The sequence below is a fragment of the Kribbella sp. NBC_01245 genome (genome assembly GCF_036226525.1).
Classification (GTDB): Bacteria; Actinomycetota; Actinomycetes; order Propionibacteriales; family Kribbellaceae; genus Kribbella.
In genome coordinates this window covers 743,027-760,448 of sequence record NZ_CP108487.1, presented here as the reverse complement: position 1 = coordinate 760,448, position 17,422 = coordinate 743,027, and the positions used below count along the sequence as shown (strand labels likewise).

The window sequence follows — 17,422 nt, the reverse complement described above, 5'->3', positions numbered from 1 at the left end:
GAAAATCCGCACAAGAATGCCGGTATGACGCTCAACCCCTGGCGACTCCGAATGCTGAACCAGCTGGCGACCCACGGCACGATCCGGGCCGTCGCGACGGCTCTCGATCTGAGCGCCTCGAGCGTGTCCCAGCAGCTCGCGTTGCTCGAAACGGAGACCCACACCAAGTTGCTGGAAAGGACCGGCCGACGGGTCCGGCTCACTCCGGCCGGGCTGATTCTGGCCCGCCGGGCCCAGGCGATCCTCGATCACATGGACACCGTCGAGGCCGAGCTGCGCAGTTTCGGTACGGAACCGGCCGGGCTGGTCCGGCTCGGCGCGTTCGCGAGCGCGATCCACAGCCTGGCCACACCTGCGGTGATCCGGCTGGCCCGGTCGTATCCGCACCTCGAGATTCAGGTGCTGGAGCTGGAGCCGCACGAGAGCCTGGCCGCCTTACGGAGCGGGGACGTCGACCTGATCGTCACCACCACGGACTTTGTCGAGGAGCCGCTCGGACCCGACCTCGATCTCGTCCCGCTGACCACCGACCTGATCGTGCTCGTCCTTCCTCCGGGGCACCCAACCGCGGGCCGGGGACCGGCCGATCTCGCGGCGTACGCCGATGAGGCGTGGGCGTTCGACCGGCCCCAGTCATATATGGCCGGCCTGACCACCAGGCTGTGCCGCCAGGCCGGATTCGAGCCGCGGGTGGTCGGCCGGTTCAGCAACTACGCGACGCTACTGCGGCACGTAGAGGCCGGCCTCTCGGTCGCGATGTTGCCGAGCCTCGCCGTAGACCCCCGCTACCACGTCGTCACCCGACCCCTCGTCGTGCCGGTCACCCGCGCGATCACCGCCGTCGTACGCCGCGGCGCCCCACCCCGCCCCGCCGTCCTCACAGTCCTAGAGGCCCTCCGCCAAGCCAGCCGTCCGGCTCAAGGCAGGGGTTCGACTTTGTAGCGGCCGTAGTCCTCGGTCACGAGGATTCCGGCGCCCTTGGCCAGTGGGGGCACGACCTTGGCGGTCAGGCCGAGCACGGCGGCCTCGTTGGTCGGGCTGTGGCCGACGACGAGCGCGCGACCGCCCTCCGGCAGGGCCTCCACGATTTGGCGCAAACTCGTGCCCAGTAGCCAGGACTCGCGCTCGACCAGGTCCGGATCGACCGCCCGGATGGCCTCGAGGTCCGAGCCTTTGCCGGCAGCGCGGGCCGCGTCGCGCCAGCGGTCCTCGACCGAGGAGCGCAGCCCGACCGCATCCGTGATCGGTACCTCGTCCTGATCGGCTGCACGCCGCAGGATCTCCAGCATCTCGGTACACCGGGCCGCACCAGTCGAGATGAACGCGGCGTACGGCGGATTCAGGCGGGCACCGATCGCCACGGCATCCGCTATACCCTGCGGCGTCAGGCGATCACCGTCGTTCTCGGTGTGCCGACGCAGCTCCACGAACCGCATGCCATCAGACTACGCCTGCGTAGAGAGGTGATCAGCGGGTCAAGAGGCTCGGGAGGCGGTAGCTGATGCGATGGATCACGCGCGCGCCGAGGCGGACGTGTTCGTCGGAATCCCAGGCGAAGTCGAAGGCGTTCGCCAACCGGTTCATCAAGTTGAAGATCAGGTTGACGTAGAGGGCATCAGCGATCGCCTCGTCGGGGACGCCGGCCGCGCGGACCTCGTCGACGTCCGCTCGACCGATGCCCTCGGGGTTGCGGGTCACCTTCTCCAGCAGCGGCAGCACGGCCGCCACCTGCGGTCGCACCGATCCGGTGTCATCCACGTCGAGCAACCCGGCACCTTCGATCCGGGTCAACTCGGTGTGGATTCGTACGCAGAACGGGCAGTCGTTCAGGCGCGAGCTGAACACGGCCAGATACTCACGCTCGGCGGCGGTCCAGTACGACGGTCCCCGCAAGATGTCGCCGCCGAAGGCGAACATGGGCCGTCCGAAGAACTGGGGCCGGTAAAGCGCCGTCTGGGCTACTGGATCGAGTCGCTGGCCACTCAAGCGCCGTACCACCCGCATGAACAGCCGCGACCGCAGCCTGTGCCCGTCGTCCAGGATCGCCAGGCGCATGATCAGGCCTCCTCGCCGAGCGCCCGCAGACCGGCATCCACGCGGCGACAGGCAGCACCCAGCGCGGCCGCGACGGTGACTTCGAAGATCTCGTCCTCGCTGACGCCGGCCGCCTTGAGCTCAGCGACATCGGCATCCGTCACGCGGTAGGACTCGTCGCGGACCTTCGTGGCGTACGACCGCAACGGCTCAGCCAGCGTGCCACCGGTGGCGGCTGCCGTACGGATCGCGGGCTCCGTCCGAGCGGGCGCCTCGAAGACGACGCGCCTCAGCTCAGCCAGCAACGCGGCCCGACGCTCCACGGCGCCACGGGCACTCGACCGCCATCTCAGGCCCATCTGCCCCGCCTCGCCCTCAACAAAACCAGTATGCACCGGGCGGACGAAACGTCCGCCCGGTTGGCGAAAGCTGCTCAGTTCACCGTGGCGGGCTGGCGCCAGATGGCGACGCTGAGGCAGAGGGCCCAGAGCAGTGCGAGAGGAATCGTGAACTGCCCGATCATCGCCGCGCTCCCGGCCAGGATGATCGCCGAGCACACCAGGCCGACGTACCCGAACCATTTGGCCAGAACAACCGTCCGCACAATCACGACTGAGACGGCGAGGATCGTCAGGCCGAGAGCCGTCATCGTGACGCTGCCCATGAGGTTGTAGTTGAGGGCGGTGGAGTAGCGCAGAATCTCGACACCAGGGAGCGGTTCTCCGTCGACCTTCACCAGGTGCCCGATCACTCCACGCAGCGCCGCGGACACAAGCAGCGTCGTACTGAAGATCAGCCCCATCGTGCGGGCGAACGTCGCCCACTGCACGGCGCCGGTCTTCGCCGTGAGCGCCTTGAAATAGTTCATCAGTACGACGAACAACACGGCCGCGGCGATCGCGCAGTACTGCGAAACGATGCCGGACAACTGGTTCTCGCTCTGCTGCCACCAATCGAGCAGCTTCGCGTCATCAGCGTTTTTCGGTACGTCGACGCTGCCGACAGTCCAGAAGAAGACGACGGCGAAGAGGGCTGACGCGACCGACGCGACCTTCCTCGCTGAGGTAGTGGTTGCTGTGGGCAAGGTGTTGGTTGCCATGACGGGACTCCTAGATTCGAGCTGACCAAGTCCGTCCAGCGTCGTACTTTCCCGAGGCGCGAACGACCGAGTGGGCACCGGACTTCGGATCAGGGCTGTCCCTGAGGCCGCCGCGCGATTTTGCTGCCACTATGACGAGATGGGCACGTTTGCGCGGGTGCTGGCACGGGTGGTCGCCTGGCCGCTCGCACCTGCGCTCTTCGCCTGGCAGCTCGCGATCCACCAGCGACTCGGCGGCGTGCCGGGAATCGGGCCCGCGGACGTGCTCTACCTCGTCGCCATGCTGGTCTGCTGGGCGGTGGGCGTACTCCTCACCTGGCGAGTCGTCGACCAGCCCGCCGGCTGGGCCTTCCTGGGACTCGGCACCAGCCTGACCTGGAGCGGGTTCGCCGAGCTGTACACCGAGTTCGCGCTTGGCCCGGCCCAAAACGCGAACGGGCCGCTGATGGCCACCTTCAGCGACACGAGCTTCGTCTGGTGGTTCGTCTTCCTGGCTCTCGGCCTCCAGTTCACCCCTGCCGTCCGGTCGACGTCCCGCGCCCTGCCGGTCCTGACCGTCGTCTCCGGCGTGGTCTACCAAATTGCCGCCCTGTTGCGTTCCACGCATCTCGAGCGACCACACGACGAGATCGTCAGCCCCTGGGCGATCCCAGGAATCGCCGGACCGATCGGGATGCTGGCCGCCGTCTCGGTGGTCGTGCTCGGCCTTTGCCTACTTGCCTCGGTGTACGTCCTCGTCGCGGCCTTCCGGCGGGCGAGGGGTGAGGCACGCCAGCAGCTGCTGTGGCTGGTGGCCGGAGCGATGCCGCTGGCGCCATGCGTGGTCGCGGCGTTCGCGGCGTCGTACGCCGGATTCGATGAAGCCGCCGGGTGGGTGCTGAGCGTCTGCGTCATCACCCTCGCGCTGGGCGCCGCGATGTCCGTGGCGAAATACCGCTTGTACGACGTGGAGCGGATCGTCACCGACTCGGCGGCGTACGCGATCTCGACCGGCGCGGTCATCGCCGTCTTCGGTGTGGTGGTCGTGGTCATCACCAGGAGCATTCCCGTACGGGCCGACTCGCAGCTGCTGACGATCCTGGCCACGCTGGCCGCGGCCGGGGTCGCCCGGCCGGCGTACACCTGGGCCCGCCGAGTCGTCGACCGCCACTTCAACCGCCGTCGCTTCGACGCCGTACAGGTGGTGCGGGCTGGGCTCGCAGAGTCTCCCGCGCCCGACCTCGGCGTTCTCCTCGTCGAGGCGACCGGCGACCCGCAGGCGCGTGTGCTCTTCCCGGCCGACGATGGTTGGGTCACCTCGGACGGACGCGTGGCCGTGCCTGGCCAAGACGTGGTCGATGTCGTACGTCGGGGGCAGGTGAGCGCGCGCATCGAGTTCGACCCGTCGCGCTGCGATCGAACCGTCGTGGCAGCCGTCGCCCAGGAGGCCGCCGCGGAGATCGACAACCTGGGCCTGCGGGCGGAACTCGCCAGGCAGGTGGAGCAGATCACTGAGTCGCGGGCCCGTCTCGCCGGCGCGCATCTGGACGAACGCCGGCGGATGGAGCGCGACCTCCACGACGGGGCTCAGCAGCGGATCCTCGCGATAGCCCTGCAGCTACGTTCCGCTCGCGTCAACGGCGGCGACACGGTTCTGCGCGCCGAGGTCGATCGAGCCATCACGGATCTCGCGCTGACGGTGCAGGAGCTCCGCGATCTGGCCAGTGGGCTGCAACCCGCCGCCCTGGCCGGAGGCGGTCTGCGGGCCGCGACCGATGAGTTGGCCAGCCGGATCCCCGTGCGGATGAAGCTCGATGTGGTGGACCAGCGATTCCCGGCGTCCGTGGAAAGCGGGGCCTGGTTCGTCATCGCCGAGGCGGTCTCGAACGCCGTCAAACACGCTGGCGTTGACGAGGTGACGATCCGGGTTTCGGCGAGTCCGTCCCACCTGCGTGTCGCCGTACTCGATGACGGGGTGGGCGGAGTCGATCCCCATGGTCGCGGTCTCCAGGGCCTCGCCGACCGGGTCGCCGCCCTCGGTGGAGTGCTCTCCGCCGTTGACCAGCCTGGTGGCGGGACTCGGGTCGAGGCGGTGCTCCCATGCGCGTAGTCATCGCGGACGACTCCGCCCTGCTCCGCGAAGGTCTTGCCCGGCTGCTGGCCGAGTCCGGCGTCGACGTCTGCGAGACCGTTGCCGACGCCACCGGCTTGATCGCGGCCGTTGATCGGCACCAGCCGGACGTCGCGATCGTCGACATCCGGATGCCCCCGACGTACACGCATGAGGGCGCCGCGGCGGCGATCGAGCTCCGGGATCGGATGCCCGCGCTCGGCGTACTCCTGCTGTCTCAGGCGGTCGAGACCCACTTCGCCTCCCAATTGCTACGGCGTCATGCCGAGCGGTTCGGCTACTTGCTCAAAGACCGGGTCGTCGACGTCGAGACGCTGATGGGTGCCCTGCGCACCATTTCGGCCGGGGGTACGGTGCTCGACCCGGAGATCGTGCGGCACTTGATGCGTGCGGACTCGGCCAGCGATCCCCTTGCAGCGTTGACGGAGCGGGAGCGCGACGTACTCGCTCTGATGGCCGAGGGCCGGTCCAACACAGCGATCGCGAACCGGCTGACCGTCAGCCTCAAGACGGTCGAAAGCCACATCGCGAACATCTTCAGCAAACTCGGGCTGCACGGCGCCCAGGACGACCACCGACGCGTTCTCGCCGTACTCGCCGCTCTGCAGGGATCCGGTTAGAGCCAGCCGCGGGCCTTGGCTCGGACGCCGGCCTGGAAGCGGGTGTCGGCGTTGAGCTGTTCCAGCAAGTGGTGCACCCGCTTCTGCACAGTGCGCAGGCCGAGGCCCAGCCGATGGGCGATCGCCTGGTCGGTAAGGCCTACCGCCATCATTGCCACCAGGACGCCATCGTCCTGCGACGGCAGGTCAGTGCCCGGCTCTGGGTCGGTCGACCGGAGCGGTACGGCGAACCGCCACAGGCTCTCGAACATCTGCGCCAGGCCGTCGAAAAAGATCGACCGGCTGACGACGAGCGCGCTGACCGTGCCGCTGGCCTCGCCGGTGAGCGCGATCAGGGCGAACTTGTCGTCGAAGATCAGCAGCTTCATCGGGGCATTGTGAATGAGCCTGCCCTGCTGGCCGGCGGCCGACATCTGCCCGATCTCGTCGAGCTTCCCCGGTACGTCGAGAGCCGTACGGTCGTACAGCCATCGGCTGGTGACGCCATCGGCGAGCTTGGCGAGTTCGGGAGCGGGTTCGGTCAGGTACGGCGGGATGTCGATACCGCGGAGTTCGCGTTGCGCGGCACTCTGGAGTTGGTAGACCCGCTGGCGCACGGCGCTCTCGCCAACGACGATCTCGACCAGGTCGACCGGGTGGCGGGCGCCGCGGAGACGGAATCGTTCGGCCAGTTGCCCGGTCACGGCGCGGGCCCGCTCGGCCCGTTCCTCCGCCTGGCGGATCCGCTCGTGCTGAGTAGTGAGCAGGGCCGCGAAACCGATGCCAGGCTCGATGGCGCAGTAGCGATGCGGGGTGCCGGGCAGCCGGGCGATCAGTCCGGCCGACTCGAGTTCGGCGACGACCGCGCGGACGCCATTCTCGGTGGTGTCGAGCAGCAGGGCGATCTCGTCGACGGCGAGGCTGGTCGTGTCGATCAGCGCGAGGTACAGGGTCTCCTCGACCGGGCTGAGGTCGAACGGTTCCAGCATGGTCGGACTCCTCACCGATGCGTGTTCCCGCACTTGCGTATTCCCGCACGTGCCGGGAGCTTCCCGCATTCAGCCGCATGGTGCCACGATCACCGATCAGTGGGCAACGGTGTGTTCTGCGCCCACATCCCTTTGTCCGTTGACGTTTCCGCCCCTCGGCCATCACTCTCGGTGTGCCTCGTTCGCAAGGAATTGCCCATGAATCCGAGCAAAAGTCCCTACCGGAAAAGTCGAAGGCGGCTCATCGCGCTGACCACCGCGTCCGCCCTTGTGGCCGGGTTGACCGCTGTTGTCGCCACCGCGACCCAGGCGGATGCCACGCAATCGACCTATTCATTGCAGAAGGTGCAATGGAGTGCCTGCGTCTGGTACCGGCCGGACCTCGGCGGCGTGGTGCCCGAGTGCGCGACCGTGACGGTGCCCCGCGACTGGCGGACTCCGGGCCAGGGCGAGGACCTGTCCATCGCGATCAGCCGTACCAAGGCGACCGACGCCGCGAAACGCAAGGGCATCGTATTCACCAACCCTGGCGGCCCTAGCGGCTCTGGCATCACGCTGTCGTGGATGCTCGCGACGGCCCAACCGAGCCTTGCCGCCCAGTACGACGTCATCGGCATGGATCCGCGTGGCGTCGGCCAGAGCACGCAACTCGTCTGCCAAGTGGATGCGGCTGCGGCGAGCGCGGCGAACCACGACTCCCGCGACTTGTCGGCTCCGGCGATCGCGGCGCGGCACACGTTGCTCAAGGCAATCGCCGACGGCTGCGCCACCAACCCCCTCACGCCGTACATCAACACCTGGCAGACCACGCACGACATGGACCTGATCCGCGCGGTGCTCGGTGAGCGGCGGCTGAACTATGTCGGCTACTCCTACGGCAGCTGGCTCGGCGCCAAGTACGCCGCGCTGTTCCCGAGCCGGGCCGGCAAGCTCGTCCTCGACTCCAACACCGGCTGGATGGGCGATCTGGCCGATGCCTGGGAGCGAATGCCGATGGCGTTTCAGCGGCGATGGGAACGGCAGTTCGTGCCCTGGGCGAACCGCAGCGACTTCTTTGCCAAAGACGTCGGCACCACCCCCGCGCAGGTGAACGCGACCTACGAGCAGGTGCGCACGGCGTTCATCAAGTACGCCGGCCGGCCCACGGCGGGCGACACCGTCGACGGCATCATTCGCGGCAGTCTCTACACCGATGATGGATTCGTCGGCATCGGCTACACCCTCGGCCAGCTCAAGGTCTGCCTGGTCGACAACCAGGACTGGAGCCCTGAGGCCATCAACGCCTGCGCGCTCGCGTATCTCATCCGGGTGCTCGAGTATCTCGAGGAGCACCAGGGCGTAGAGGCCGCCACCCAGCTGAAGGCGCGGGTTCATTCCGCCGGCACGCTGCTGACTCAGCCGGAGAAGCTCACCGCTCCGAGCCCGGAGGGCCTGCTACCGGTGCTGGCCGCCGCCCAGAACGCCACTGGGCCTACCGTCCCGCTGCCTGGCGTGTACTACGCGGTGCGATGCGGTGACGGAGGCAACTGGCACAGCACGGCCTGGTGGGACCAGCTCGCGCGGCGCGATGGGCCGCGCTACCCACTGGCCGCCTACGCGATCCCGCAGGAGGTGTGCCCGTACTGGAGCCTCCCCGCGCAGAAGCTTCCCAACCCCGACCCACGCCGCCTCGGTCCGCTGGTCTCCGTACAGTCCGAATTCGATCCTGCCACCAGCTACGAGCTGACCAACGACAACCTCCGGCGGTACCCAGCACGGCTTCTCGCCGTCGACGACTCCGGTATCCACGGCCTGTACGGCGTCCGGGGCCAAGGATGTGTCGACGACGTCGTCAACGCCTACTTCCTCAACAACGTCGTTCCCCCGGCACGCACCGTCTGCACTGCCACCCCGTTGTTCGCCGAGACCCAGGTCTACCCCCAGCCCGGCCCGGTCGACCGCCTAAGCCGACCCCGCCCGTCCCGAACCGACCACATCCCCGCCAACGTCCGCCAGGCCGCTGACCAACTCATCCGATAAGCGCCTGTTTGGGAACGGGCAGCTTTGCCGCCGTATCCGCCCGATGCGGTCGGCAAAGCTGCCCCACGGAAGGCCAGGCGCGCCCGCCGTTCCGTTCTGCTCAGCTTTTTCGCCCCGCTGAGCAGCGCCACCGCCAGAGTCTCCGGCGACCCATTTTCGGTCCCTGCCAGCCCCCTGCCAGGTCCCCGCCGGACGAAGCTCCCCAGCCCCTGACTCTCTTGGTGACGTGGCTACTTTAGGTGACAGGACGTCACTTCGGGAGAGTAAAACGGGGCAATTTCGATAAGTGGAAGTGTGATAACTCACCTATGAATCCTCGGCGTTACCTGCTGTTTACCTTGGAAAACGCCGTCCAATAAACAATTGTCTTTTAAATTATCGTCGAATCGATTCCTATACCGCAATCACACCTGTTTCGCGACCTTGCCGGGAGAGTCATTCCGCTTCGTGCACAGAAAGTTGCCTTGCCCATCACGTCGTACTGAATCGGACAGCACTCAGAGCTGGGCGGCTTGAATCATCTCGTCGCGAGGGACGACCTTGATTCGCTCGCGGCCGTGGTCGCGGCCGAGGGTTAGTTCGTGGGCGTCCAGGCGGGACCAGCCGTCGGCGTCGACCACGGTGGCGCCGCGGTCGGCGAGGTGTTTCAGGATCGCGTCGGGGGCCGGCAGCTCGGGCCGCGGCAGGCTGTCGATGTCGTCGAGCAGGCTTGCGATCGTCTCGGCCGCGTCCGACTTGGTGTGACCGATCAGGCCGATGGGGCCGCGCTTGATCCAGCCCGTGACGTACAGCCCGACGAGCGGGATGTCGTCCATGCCGAGCACCCGGCCGCGGTCATTGGTCATCACGCCGGCCTGGTGGTCGAACGGCAGTCCAGGCAGGTGCGAGGAGAGGTACCCGACCGCGCGGTAGACGGCCTGCACGGGCGTATCGACGTACTCGCCAGTGCCCCGGACAGACCCGTCGCCCTGCAGTTCGGTGCGTTCAGTCCGCAGGCCCTCGACCCGCTCGGTCCCGAGCACCTCGACCGGCGCGTGGCAAAGGTGGATGTGGATGCGGTGCCCCGCGCCCGTCGGCTCGGCCTCGAGGTACTTCATCAGCGTGTCGACCATCAGCCGCGTGCCCTTGCTGGCGTTGATCGCGCGCTGGCTCGCCTCATCGATCTCGAAGCCCTCGGGGTGCACGATCACGTCCACCGCCGGGGAGTGCGAGAGCTCGCGCAGTTCCATCGGCGTGAACTTGATCTGTGCCGGACCACGTCGCGCGAAGACGTGCACGTCGGTCGCCTGGTTGGCCTTCAGACCCCGGTAGACGTTGTCCGCGATCTCGGTGGTGAGCTGCTCGTCGGCCGGCTTGGCCAGCATCCGGGCCACGTCGAGCGCCACGTTGCCGGCGCCGATGACCGCGACGTGGCGGGCGTCCAGGGGCCAGTCACGCGGTACGTCGGGGTGGCCGGCGTACCAGCTGACGAAGTCGGCGGCGCCGCGGCTGCCGGGTAGGTCGATGCCCGGGATGTCGAGTTCGCGGTCGGCGATCGCCCCGGTCGCGAAGATGACGGCGTCGTAGTGCCGGCGTAGGTCGTCGAGCTTGAGGTCGGAGCCGTACTCGACGTTGCCGATGAACCGGATCCGGTCGCGGCCGACCACCCGGTGCAACGCCTTGATGATCTCCTTGATCCGCGGGTGGTCCGGCGCCACGCCGTACCGCACCAGACCGAACGGCGCCGGCAGCCGCTCGATCAGGTCGACGTGGGCTCCGTCGTACTCCTTGGTCAGAATGTCGGCGGCGTAAATACCGGCCGGCCCGGCGCCGACGACGGCGACTCGGAGGTCTCTCACGATCTCCCCAGATTAGTTAGGCAAGGCTTACCTAAACAATCTACCTGCAGCAGCAGTCGGCTCCCGACCAACGCCCAGCTCTTGAGACCGAGCTCATACCCACGGGTGGGAGGATGACGGTGTGCAGGTGTTCTCGGGGCCGGTCGACGATCCGGCGATGGAGTTGGCGGTCGCGAACGCGTTGGTCCGACGGGCGTCGGCTGGTGAGCTGACGGAGGCGCTGCGGATCTACCGGCCGGCTGAGCCGATGCTGGTCTTCGGCCGCCGCGACACCCGGCACCCCGGATTCGCGGCCGCCGTACGGGCCGGCCGCGACGCGGGCTTCGTGCCGCTCGTCCGGGCGGTTGGTGGACGGCCGGTCGCCTACACCTCCGAATCGCTGGTCATCGACCACGTCCGGCATGACCCGCGGGCGGCGGAGGGCCAGGAGCGCCGATTCAAGTCGTTCGGCCAGCTGATCGCCGACGAACTCGTTGCCCTCGGCATCGACGCTCGGGTCGGCGAGGTCGCGGGTGAATACTGTCCCGGCGCGCAGAGCATCAACGCCCGCGGCGCGGTCAAGCTCGTCGGCACCGGCCAACGAGTCGTCCGCGACGCCTGGCTGTTCAGCTCGTTGACGGTGATCGGCGATGACGCGCGCGTGCGGTCGCTCCTGACCGAGGTGTACGGCGCCCTGGAGCTCCCCTTCGACCCGGCGACCGTCGGCTCCGTGTCGACCGAACGCGTCGAGCTGACCGCGGCCGCCGTACAACAGCATTTCCACACCGCGTACGCCGCCGGCGTCGACGCGTCACCACTGGATCAGGCGACCCTGGACCTGGCCGCGTCGTACGCCGACGACCACCGCGTCTGATCCAGAGCCGACTGCCTTAGTTGCCTTCGGCAACTGCCTCAGGAGCAGGGGCCCACTTCAGCCCATTGGGCGGTCAGGCCTGGTTCCGAACCCTGGGTCCACCAGCGGGCTCGCCAGAGTTTGCCGACGTGCTTGACGTGATGGCCTTCCAAGTACACCGTTCCCCAGTTCCAGGCCTGGGCGTTGGCACAATCGGTCGGCGGGTTGGTCGGCGGAGTCGTCGGCGGGGTTGTCGGAGGAGTGGTCGGCGGAGTCGTGGGCTGGCAGGTGCCGCCGGCAACGAGTGTGTCGACGAAGCTCGTGCCGCCGGCCCGGTACCACGCTGCACGGGCAACGGCGTCCGCTGGAGAGACGACCTCGTTCTTGGCGTAGTACGCCCAGTCCACCTGCTGCTGATAGGTGCTGGTCCCACCGGAATGAGTTGCCAGGTCGATGAACCAGAGGTTGTAGTTCATCGTCATGTCCTGTCGCGGCGTGACGGGATTACCGCGATCGTCAACGGTGTGGTCGGCCTTCAGCACGCCGTCCACGTAGTACCGCACGTGACCATCAGCCACTTGAGTGACCAGATCGTGCCAACCCGCGTGCGAGTTGTGTACGGCGGTGTAGGCGCGCCAGGCGTCCCACGGCTCGAGCCGATACGTGTACCAACTGGTGTGGAAGTTGACGGGTCCGGTCTCTCCCCAGCCACCGTTGGGCAGGTACTCGGCGAAATCGAGTTCACTGTAGAGCGGGTCGTAGTCGTACCGCAGTGGTGTGATCGTGAACGCGGTCTGGTTGATGTGATCGCCATCCGAACCACTGACGGGTACGTCGCTGAAGCGGACCCGAGTCGCGTACGTGCCTTCCCGCACGCGTTGCTGCGTCTGGCGAAGTTCGGCGTGAACAGTGCCGCCACTGGTTCCGTCGGTGGACGCCGCGAGCTGGGCCACCTTGTCGCCGTCGAAGGTCGGGAAGGTGATGTTGGCGGCTCGCCAGCTCGCCCCTGGAACGCCGGGGCCGCCCGCGTTGTCCCGCGCGTTCCAGCCGCGCGCCTGCAGATTCGGGTCGGTGTGGGAGCTGTAGTGGAAGTCGTCGAAGATGACCCCACACTCCCCCGCGGCGGCCGAACCCTCTCGCTGTGCGGCGTCAGCGCTTTGGCCGGCAACGGTGATCGTCAGTGCGGTCGCGACCGTCATGCTGCAAAGGATCGCCACCGCCTTGCCAAGGAACGGACGACCTGAGGCAGGTGGACTTGGGCGGTTTTCGGGCATGGCAAAGCCTCACTCTCAAAGGGTTCTGCGCGAACGGGCGGGTTCGTTGCACCACAAGCCGGCGGAGTCTGCTGTCAGCTCGGTGATCGATTGACTACGGTTCCTGATGATGGGCTCGGGCCGCGGCCGAAGGCAAGACTTGGGAATGATTATTTTTTCCATCCCTGCCATATTCAGCACCGTTGAGCAATAATTATCCGACCACCAGCGAGGAGAGCGCCGTGACCCTGGACAGTGTGCGGGCGGCCAATGCGGGCCTGACCGGTTCGCTACGGCGAATCGCCGACTTCGTGTTGACCGAGCCGTCGGTGGCGGCGCGGTTGACGATCACCGAGTTGGCCGAGCGCACCGGTACGTCGCAGGGCACGGTGACCCGCTTCTGCCGCGCTTGCGGCCTCAAGGGGTACGCCGAACTGCGCGTCGCGATGGCCGAAGAGGTCGGCCGGTCGGGCGCGCAGCGGTGGAGTGACGACATCGGTCGCGAGATCGGTCCTGACGACACCACGGAGCAAGTGCTCAAGGTGCTGGTCGCGACCAATACCCAGGCGCTCGCCCGAACCGCCGAACAACTCGACCTGACCGCCGTGGACGACGTGGTCGCGAAACTGGTCGCGGCCCGGCATTGCCACTTCTTCGGCATCGGGACCAGCGGGGTGAGCGCTGACGAACTGCGCCGACGCTTGCAGCGGATCGCCATCCCCTGTTGGAGTTCCACCGATGTCCACACCGGGATCGTCGCCGCCACCCTGGCCGATACGACGGACGTCTTCGTCGGCATCTCGTCGTCCGGGCAGGTCGTGGAAACCATCGAAGTGCTGCAGACCGCCCGCCGAGCCGGCGCCACGACCGTTGCCATCACCGCCCAACCGCAGTCACCCCTGGCCGAAGTGGCGGACCTCGTCCTCGCTACTTCGTCCCAGACGAGCATCGAGCCGGCCGGAGCCCTCGCCGACCGCCATGCGCAATTCCTGATCCTGGACATCCTCTACACGCGCATCGCCCAAACCACGCATGGCCAAACCCTCGACCTGCTCGTCTCAACCGCGGAAGCCCTCGACTCCCACCGCGTCCCCGCACCCCCAGACCGCCGCCCCCGCAGACGCAAACCTTCGTCGAACTAGTCGAGTGGGCGGGAGATGCCGAGGCCGCTGCGGGCTTCGCGGCCGTACTTGGTGACTTCGGCTGCCAGGTCGAGGCGGGTCATGCCGGTCTTCTGGCGGTCCTCGTCGGTCAGCAGGGCCGTCGGGATGATCCAGACGATCTCGAAATCCAAACCGTCGGGGTCCTTGCCGTAGAGCGACTTCGTAGTGCCGTGGTCGGTCGAGCCGGCCAGCGCACCGGCATCGGCCAACTTCTTCGCCAAGTCCTCGAGGTCCCCTAGCGTGTCGACTTCCCACGCGAGGTGGTAGAGCCCGACCGACGTCTTCCCAGCGCCGGACGATGCGGCGTTGGCACCGACCTGGAACAGTCCAAGGTCATGGTCATTGGTCGACCCCGGCGCCCGCAGAAACGCCGCCCCCTCAAACGAGTCCCCGCCCTCGGTGTAGCCAAAGCCGAGCACGTCGCGGTAAAACGCGACACTCGCGGCAACGTCGCGCACGTACAAAACCGCATGATTCAACCGAAAGATCGCCACACCCCGATGCTACCGACCGCGCCCCTGCCCGCCGGATGCCCGCACCACCTCGCCATGGCGCAACTCAGCGACTCACGCGCCTCCCGGATGCGGCGAGACGCCGAGGCCGTGAGGCGGAGACCCAGGCGCGTCGTTCATGTTGAACCTGTCGGGCACCGGACCTGCGTTCATCGCCGCACGGATCATGATGTGGCCGTAGGCATCGAAGAACTTCAGCGTGATTGGAAGGCGCGGCGGTAGGCCTGCGGGGACCTGTGCACCCGACGCGTGAAGTGCTGACGCCCGCCCGCCATCCTGCCCGCCACCCCGCGCCACGGCCTCACCCGTTCCGGCCACGGCGCCGCCCATTTCCTTGCGTTGATTCGTCTGCATCCGCTCGCCCCTTCCCGCGGCGGGTCGATTGGCCAGCAGCGTGGGCGGGCGGATTCAGACGAATCAACGCTAAAGGCCTGCCCGGCATCAGCCTTCGGGCCGGGGTCTTTGGTGGGCACCCGTCCCCCTGAGTTCTTCCGAATTGTCAGGCCGGTCCGGGCCGCGTCAAGGGCTTCATCGGCTAGCGCCGACGCTGACGCGCCCTTGACCCGACCCGAACCGGCCAAAGGCAGCGGGCTATCAGGGGGACGGGTGGAGTCTGACCGGGTTTGGCAGTGCCGGGCGCTGCCGCGTCGAGTGTGGGGCCGGGCGCTGCCGCGTCGAGTTGGCGCGTCGGATTGGCGCGTCGGATTGGGCGGACGTGCACGACCACACGACGGCCAGTTTTCTGCAGAAACGGGCCTTTTCGGTGCCTCGCGTGGGGGTGCACGTCCGCCGCGGACCGCTACGCAGCCACAAGTCCAGCTTCCGCCGGGTTGAAGCGCTTCACTCTCACGTTGTGGCTGCGTGGCGGCCCGCCGACCCAGCTTTGTGAGCCCACTGGACGTTTCCGGCCCGAAAAACGTCCGGCCCGCTCACAACGACGACGATCACCCCAAAACCGACGACCCGACGCCAATCGACGGCCGCACTCGCAGCTTCCCCACCGAACTGGACGTTTTTCGGCCCGGAAAACGTCCAGTCCACTCAGGAAGCGCCCGAATTCGTGCGTAATCCCCTCGAGTTGTGGATTCCGGGCCACTTATCTGGCACCGGAACCCAGGACTTCAGGGGATAACGCACGATTTCGGGCCAAATGGGCCGCCCGGGCAGTGGCTGGCCATGCCGGAGGAGGGTGACCACCTCAGAATCCGAGGTGGTAACCCACTCTCGCAATGGTCCCCCTCGCAAGCGACGACCTAGGCGGCGTGCGACGACCATGCGGCACCCGAGGACCTATGCACGAGGGGACCTCTGCGACATACGAAGACCTATGCACGCGCAGACCTCAGCGAACGGGACGGCGCGAGGCAACCGGTCAGACCTCACCCGGCCCCCTGATAGCCAGCCGCCCTTGGCCGGTTCGGGTCGGGTCAAGGGCGCGTTAGCGTCACCGTTAGGTGATGAAGCCCTTGACGCGGCCCGGACCGGCCTGACAATTCGGAAGAACTCAGGGGGCCGGGTGCCCACCAAGAGCCCCGCGACGATGAGCTGCGTGCCCACCCTCATCCAGCTCGTCGTCTACGTCATCGCGGTCGTACCGCTCGGCTGGCTTGCCAACAAGCGGTCCGACCCGCCGCAAAGGCAGGAGCGCAGGGGTTAGCGCTGGACGCGGTCGACTCGTTGGCCGTGGCGGTCGAAGATGTGGACGCGGGAGACGTCGATGGCGAGGCGGACCTGGTCGCGGACGTTCAGGCCGCCGGCGTTGTCGATCTCGAGGACCAGGTCGGATCGCCGGTGCGTTGGCGAGGTGAGTGGTTCCAGCGTGATCGGGGTAGGCCGGACGATGAGGGTTTTGGCCTTGGCTCCCAGAGCTGACAGCTGCCCGGCGGTCCGATGGACCCGCGAGCCGGCGCTATGGGAGGTCGGCCGGCCGTCGGTATTCGCTCTGGTCCGGCGCTGCCGGGAGAGCCCGACAAGGTCTGGGCTCAGGAGGTCGATACCACTGTCGACGAACGCGATCCACTGATTGCCATGGAATTCGAGTGCCCGCAGCGTCCCGCTCACCTGGTTGACGGCCGCGGGATCCGTCGTCAGCGCGAAGGCGTCCGAGCGGGCGCCGACGATGATCTGCTCGCCGTCGTGGTGACTCAGGATCGCGGACCTGCGGTCGGTCGGTGGCAGCGCGATCGCCTGGGTGCCGAAGTCCAGGCTGACGCTCTGACGGGCAATCACTCGGACGGTCGCGGACATCAGGTTGATCCTCGGCGTACCGAGGAACCCGGCCGTGAAAGCCGTGGCGGGATCGTCGTACACCTGCCCGGGCGTGCCGACATCCTCGATCTTGCCGTCACGCATGATGGCGATCCGGTCGGCCAGCGTGAGCGCCTCGACCTGGTCGTGGGTGACGTAGACCGTCGTGATGTTCATGTCCCGCGTCATGGAGCCGATTTCCTGGCGGAGTTCGGTCCGCATCGTGGCGTCGAGGTTCGACAACGGCTCGTCCATCAGGAAGACCTTGGGCTGCCGGATGACCGCCCGGCCGATGGCGACCCGCTGTCGCTGGCCGCCCGACAGCGTCCAGGGCAGCCGGTCGAGTGCGGCGTCGATGCCCAGGATCTTGGCCAGCCCGGCGGCCTTGGCGCTGGCCTCGACCGGGTCCTCGCCGGCCATCCGCAGCGGGAACATGATGTTCTCGCGGGCCGTGCGGTTCGGGTACAAGGCGCCACTCTGGAAGACCATCGCGACGCCACGGTCCTGCGGAGTGAGCCACGTGCCTTCCGTGCGGCCGAACCACACCTCACCGGCCGTGACCTCCTCCAGGCCCGCGATCATCCGGAGAACAGTCGTCTTGCCGCAGCCCGAAGGCCCCAGCAGCACCATGAACTCGCCGTCCCCGACCTCCAAGGACAGCTCGTTAACGGCCAAGTAACCCCCGCTGTACACCTTGGACACAGAGTCCAACCTAATTCCAGTCACA

The 17,422-nt window shown here is 67.5% G+C and carries 17 protein-coding genes; 7 read left to right on the top strand and 10 right to left on the bottom strand.

From position 1 onward, the window contains the following. Positions 1-24 precede the first annotated feature (24 nt). Positions 25-942 (top strand): LysR family transcriptional regulator, encoded by a 918-nt coding sequence (locus OG394_RS03250; protein ID WP_328993311.1) that lies wholly within the window; start codon positions 25-27, stop codon positions 940-942. On the opposite strand, the gene OG394_RS03245 is transcribed toward OG394_RS03250, so the two are convergent. From OG394_RS03245 to OG394_RS03230, 4 genes are all read right to left on the bottom strand, one after another. Then, the gene (locus tag OG394_RS03245) at positions 918-1,436 is read right to left on the bottom strand and encodes a hypothetical protein (protein WP_328993310.1); all 519 of its coding nucleotides are present in this window, start codon (positions 1,434-1,436) and stop codon (positions 918-920) included. The genes OG394_RS03250 and OG394_RS03245 overlap by 25 nt on opposite strands. Positions 1,437-1,467: 31 nt before the next feature. Then, positions 1,468-2,055: a carboxymuconolactone decarboxylase family protein gene (locus OG394_RS03240; protein WP_328993309.1), complete on the bottom strand. Its 588-nt coding sequence runs from the start codon at positions 2,053-2,055 to the stop codon at positions 1,468-1,470. A 2-nt stretch (positions 2,056-2,057) separates the two neighbouring features. Next, positions 2,058-2,393 (bottom strand): hypothetical protein, encoded by a 336-nt coding sequence (locus tag OG394_RS03235; RefSeq protein ID WP_328993308.1) that lies wholly within the window; start codon positions 2,391-2,393, stop codon positions 2,058-2,060. 74 nt (positions 2,394-2,467) lie between these two features. Beyond that, positions 2,468-3,133: a hypothetical protein gene (locus tag OG394_RS03230; protein ID WP_328993307.1), complete on the bottom strand. Its 666-nt coding sequence runs from the start codon at positions 3,131-3,133 to the stop codon at positions 2,468-2,470. 139 nt (positions 3,134-3,272) lie between these two features. Between OG394_RS03230 and OG394_RS03225 the strand changes: the two genes are divergently transcribed. Both OG394_RS03225 and OG394_RS03220 read left to right on the top strand, forming a co-directional pair. Beyond that, positions 3,273-5,222 (top strand): sensor histidine kinase, encoded by a 1,950-nt coding sequence (locus OG394_RS03225; RefSeq protein ID WP_328993306.1) that lies wholly within the window; start codon positions 3,273-3,275, stop codon positions 5,220-5,222. Continuing rightward, on the top strand, positions 5,213-5,863 hold the full coding sequence (locus OG394_RS03220; RefSeq protein WP_328993305.1) for a response regulator transcription factor: 651 nt from the start codon (positions 5,213-5,215) through the stop codon (positions 5,861-5,863). Before OG394_RS03225 ends, OG394_RS03220 begins: the two co-directional genes overlap by 10 nt. Here OG394_RS03220 and OG394_RS03215 read toward each other — a convergent pair. Beyond that, entirely contained in the window at positions 5,860-6,831 is a 972-nt protein-coding gene (locus OG394_RS03215; RefSeq protein ID WP_328993304.1) for a helix-turn-helix domain-containing protein, read from the bottom strand. The genes OG394_RS03220 and OG394_RS03215 overlap by 4 nt on opposite strands. Positions 6,832-7,029: 198 nt before the next feature. Between OG394_RS03215 and OG394_RS03210 the strand changes: the two genes are divergently transcribed. After that, positions 7,030-8,850, top strand: a complete 1,821-nt coding sequence (locus OG394_RS03210) for an alpha/beta fold hydrolase (RefSeq protein ID WP_328993303.1) — start codon at positions 7,030-7,032, stop codon at positions 8,848-8,850. Between the two features lie 497 nt (positions 8,851-9,347). Here the strand turns inward: OG394_RS03210 and OG394_RS03205 are convergent, their stop codons facing one another. After that, positions 9,348-10,688 (bottom strand): FAD-dependent oxidoreductase, encoded by a 1,341-nt coding sequence (locus tag OG394_RS03205; protein WP_328993302.1) that lies wholly within the window; start codon positions 10,686-10,688, stop codon positions 9,348-9,350. 121 nt (positions 10,689-10,809) lie between these two features. Between OG394_RS03205 and OG394_RS03200 the strand changes: the two genes are divergently transcribed. Further along, positions 10,810-11,541, top strand: a complete 732-nt coding sequence (locus tag OG394_RS03200; RefSeq protein ID WP_328993300.1) for a lipoyl protein ligase domain-containing protein — start codon at positions 10,810-10,812, stop codon at positions 11,539-11,541. A gap of 38 nt (positions 11,542-11,579) precedes the next feature. Here OG394_RS03200 and OG394_RS03195 read toward each other — a convergent pair whose 3' ends face one another. Beyond that, positions 11,580-12,719, bottom strand: coding sequence for a carbohydrate-binding protein (locus OG394_RS03195; protein WP_328993299.1), 1,140 nt, complete (start codon positions 12,717-12,719; stop codon positions 11,580-11,582). Between the two features lie 296 nt (positions 12,720-13,015). Here OG394_RS03195 and OG394_RS03190 point away from each other — a divergent pair, with 296 nt between their 5' ends. Next, positions 13,016-13,915: a MurR/RpiR family transcriptional regulator gene (locus OG394_RS03190; RefSeq protein ID WP_328993298.1), complete on the top strand. Its 900-nt coding sequence runs from the start codon at positions 13,016-13,018 to the stop codon at positions 13,913-13,915. Here the strand turns inward: OG394_RS03190 and OG394_RS03185 are convergent. Together OG394_RS03185 and OG394_RS03180 are read right to left on the bottom strand one after the other, a co-directional pair. Then, entirely contained in the window at positions 13,912-14,430 is a 519-nt protein-coding gene (locus OG394_RS03185) for a VOC family protein (protein WP_328993297.1), read from the bottom strand. The two genes, OG394_RS03190 and OG394_RS03185, sit on opposite strands and share 4 nt — an antisense overlap. 72 nt (positions 14,431-14,502) lie before the next feature. Beyond that, complete coding sequence (locus tag OG394_RS03180) at positions 14,503-14,802, bottom strand: hypothetical protein (protein WP_328993296.1); 300 nt, start codon at positions 14,800-14,802, stop codon at positions 14,503-14,505. A gap of 1,162 nt (positions 14,803-15,964) precedes the next feature. Between OG394_RS03180 and OG394_RS03175 the strand changes: the two genes are divergently transcribed. Beyond that, positions 15,965-16,105 carry a hypothetical protein gene (locus tag OG394_RS03175; RefSeq protein WP_328993295.1) on the top strand — a complete coding sequence of 47 codons (141 nt, stop codon included), beginning with the start codon at positions 15,965-15,967 and terminating at the stop codon, positions 16,103-16,105. Here OG394_RS03175 and OG394_RS03170 read toward each other — a convergent pair. After that, positions 16,102-17,397 carry an ABC transporter ATP-binding protein gene (locus tag OG394_RS03170; RefSeq protein ID WP_328993294.1) on the bottom strand — a complete coding sequence of 432 codons (1,296 nt, stop codon included), beginning with the start codon at positions 17,395-17,397 and terminating at the stop codon, positions 16,102-16,104. The two genes, OG394_RS03175 and OG394_RS03170, sit on opposite strands and share 4 nt — an antisense overlap. Positions 17,398-17,422: the final 25 nt, after the last annotated feature.